The 2,276-nt window shown below is 72.6% G+C and carries 3 protein-coding genes; all 3 read right to left on the bottom strand.

What is annotated here, in order from left to right:
- The coding region (locus AC5JLB_RS29415) for an MBL fold metallo-hydrolase (protein WP_495877367.1) at nucleotides 1–422 on the bottom strand (422 nt) is incomplete at its 3' end.
- Nucleotides 423–433: 11 nt separating this feature from the next.
- Nucleotides 434–1,573: a hypothetical protein gene (locus tag AC5JLB_RS29410; protein WP_495877366.1), complete on the bottom strand. Its 1,140-nt coding sequence runs from the start codon at nucleotides 1,571–1,573 to the stop codon at nucleotides 434–436.
- Nucleotide 1,574: 1 nt separating this feature from the next.
- Nucleotides 1,575–2,276, bottom strand: a 702-nt coding sequence (locus tag AC5JLB_RS29405; RefSeq protein ID WP_495877365.1) for a MoxR family ATPase, incomplete at its 5' end; no start/stop codon positions are given.

The following is a 2,276-nucleotide window of genomic DNA, read 5'->3' as shown; positions in this document are numbered from 1 at the left end:
CCGGGCAGCGAGGCGTTCCAGGGGCTGCCTCGGGCCGTAACGGCCCTGGCAAAGTCGCGGGCGCTCTTCACCCCCAGCATGGGGCGCATCGGGAGCATCGGGGCCGCCGGCGCGGAGCGCGCGCCGATGCGCTGCCCGTCGGCGAGCCGCGCATGGTCAAGGCCGTTGAACCAGACCTCGCCCAGCGAAAGGTCGGAGGATTCGATGAGCCTGACCAGCCCGGCGATGTGGTCCTCGTCGATGTGCGTCAGGACCACGAGGTCGATGCGTCGCTCGACCGGGTCGAGCCGGCCGATGAGGGTCTCGATCTCAGCGGCCGTGTCGCGTCGGCCGCCGTCGATCAGAAGGCGGTGCGGCCGGCTCCCCGTCTCGACCAGGAAGCAGTCGCCGTCCAGCGCGGGCAGCATGTGGATGCGGAACATCAGGGCGCTCCTCAGGCCCTTGCCGCGGGAAGGGACGCGGCCGCGGCCGGCGCGGCGCCGGGCCGGACCTGAAGGAAGTAGGACAGCGTGCCCGCGACGAACAGGGCGGACATCAGGAGAAAGAAGCCCAGGAGCAGCCAGGGCGGCGGCAGGCGCGGCGGGCGCTGCGCCTCGAGCCGCGCGATGAAGGCCTCCAGTTCGGCCCGCGCGGCAGCGGCCTCGCGCCTCTCCTCGTAGGTGGCACCCTCGCGCGACCTCTCCGCGTCGGCGAGCCGCTTGCGATCGTCCACCGCGTCGGCGAGCTGGCGCCGCCGCGCGGCCTCGGCCTCGGGGCCGCCTCGGAGTTCCTCCAGCTCCCGTCGGAACGCGATGGCGGGGAGGCAGGCGGCGAAGAGGTAGAAGCCGAGCGAGATCGCCCAGAGCGCGAGGAATAGAACGCCCCATTCGGTGAGGTAGTCGTTGGTCCAGCCCAGGAACCAGGCAGCAAACCAAGGCAGGAACCACAGGTTCATGCCGGCCGTCGCTAAGAGGCTGTAGCGCAGCAGGTCCTCGATCACCCGGATGGCCCGCTGGGCTTGAGGCGTGTCGAAGCCTGCGAGCGAGAGGCCGGTCGCGTGCATTATCGGCAGGAGCCGGCCATGGCCGAACAGGCTGCCGAGGAGGTAGCCGGCGAGGGCGCCGGTGAGGACGCAGACCGCGACCAAGAGGGCGAAGAGGCTGACCTCGCCGCCGGCCATGCCGCCGATTTGTTCCAGCCTACCGGACCGGTAGGCCCAGGCGATGTAGCCGCCCATGGTCAGCGTGATCGCCATCCCCGAGGCCAGGCCCGCGCGCCGCACCGCGCGCGCGAGCCGGCGGTCGAAGTCGCCGACGTCGCCGGTCCCGTCGAGCGCCGCGCCGTGACGCAGGCCGTCGACCGCAGACCGCATCCGTCGCTGCACCCGGAGCGCCCGCCAGCCGAGGGGGACGAACAGCACGCCGACGGCAACGGGCAGGTAGTCGAAGCCGACGTGTCCGTCGGCCGCGTGGTCGAGGAGGATGAACAGCGCCCAGGCCAGGGTGAGCCAGGTCAGGGCCACGAAGAGCCAGTCCCAGCCCAGCCCCGTGAGGGGATCGGCGGGGCGGGCCGGGGCGGGGCGGGCGCGCGCCATGTCAGCCTGACGCGGCCTGGGCCGCGACGACGGGCTGAACCAAGTCGAGGTCCGCCGGAGGAAGGAGCGTCCGCAGCACGGCGCGGAGCCGCTCGGGGTCGCGGCCCTCTAGGTCGACGGCGAGGCCCTCCCGCGCCTGGGGCCCTGCGCGGTGCCGGGCGGCAAGCGCGATATGGCGCCAGACCTCGTCGATGGTGTAGGGCCGGGACAGGCCGCGCGTCGCCCTGATCGCGTCCCATGCCCCGACCGCGGCCCTGAGCAGCCGCTCCTCCCCGGCGTCCAGCGCGTCGCGGCCGGGGCGCTTGCCGATTAGTCGCGCGGTCAGGATGCGCTTCACCGCGTCGGAGTCGAGCTCGATGCGGTGCTGCACGCAGCGGCGCAGGAATGGGCCGGGCAGGCGGCGCTCCTCGTTCGAGGTGATGACGACGACCGGGCGGCGGTCGGCCGGACAGGCCACCTCGTTCTCCCCTTCGATCTCAGGCACCCTGAAGTTCATCTGGTCGATCACCCAGAGGAGATCGTTGGGGAAGTCGCGCGGCGCCTTGTCGATCTCGTCGATCAGCACGAGACGGGGCTTCCCGTCGGGCTCTCTCACGGTCCCGTCGGGAGCCCATCTCCAGCCGAAGGCCTCGCCGAGCGGGCCGGCCTCGACGAAGCCCGCCTTCGGCACCCTGGCCTCCTTCCCGCGCAGTGCCGAGACCTG

The organism is Myxacorys chilensis, assembly GCF_059505265.1.
The sequence above is the reverse complement of the archived record's forward strand: the minus strand, read 5'-3'. Positions and strand labels throughout refer to the sequence as shown.

Excerpts from the sequence above, each read along its gene's own strand:
- AC5JLB_RS29410 (WP_495877366.1), bottom strand. The coding sequence starts at position 1,573 with ATGGCGCGCGCCCGCCCCGCCCCGGCCCGCCCCGCCGATCCCCTCACG.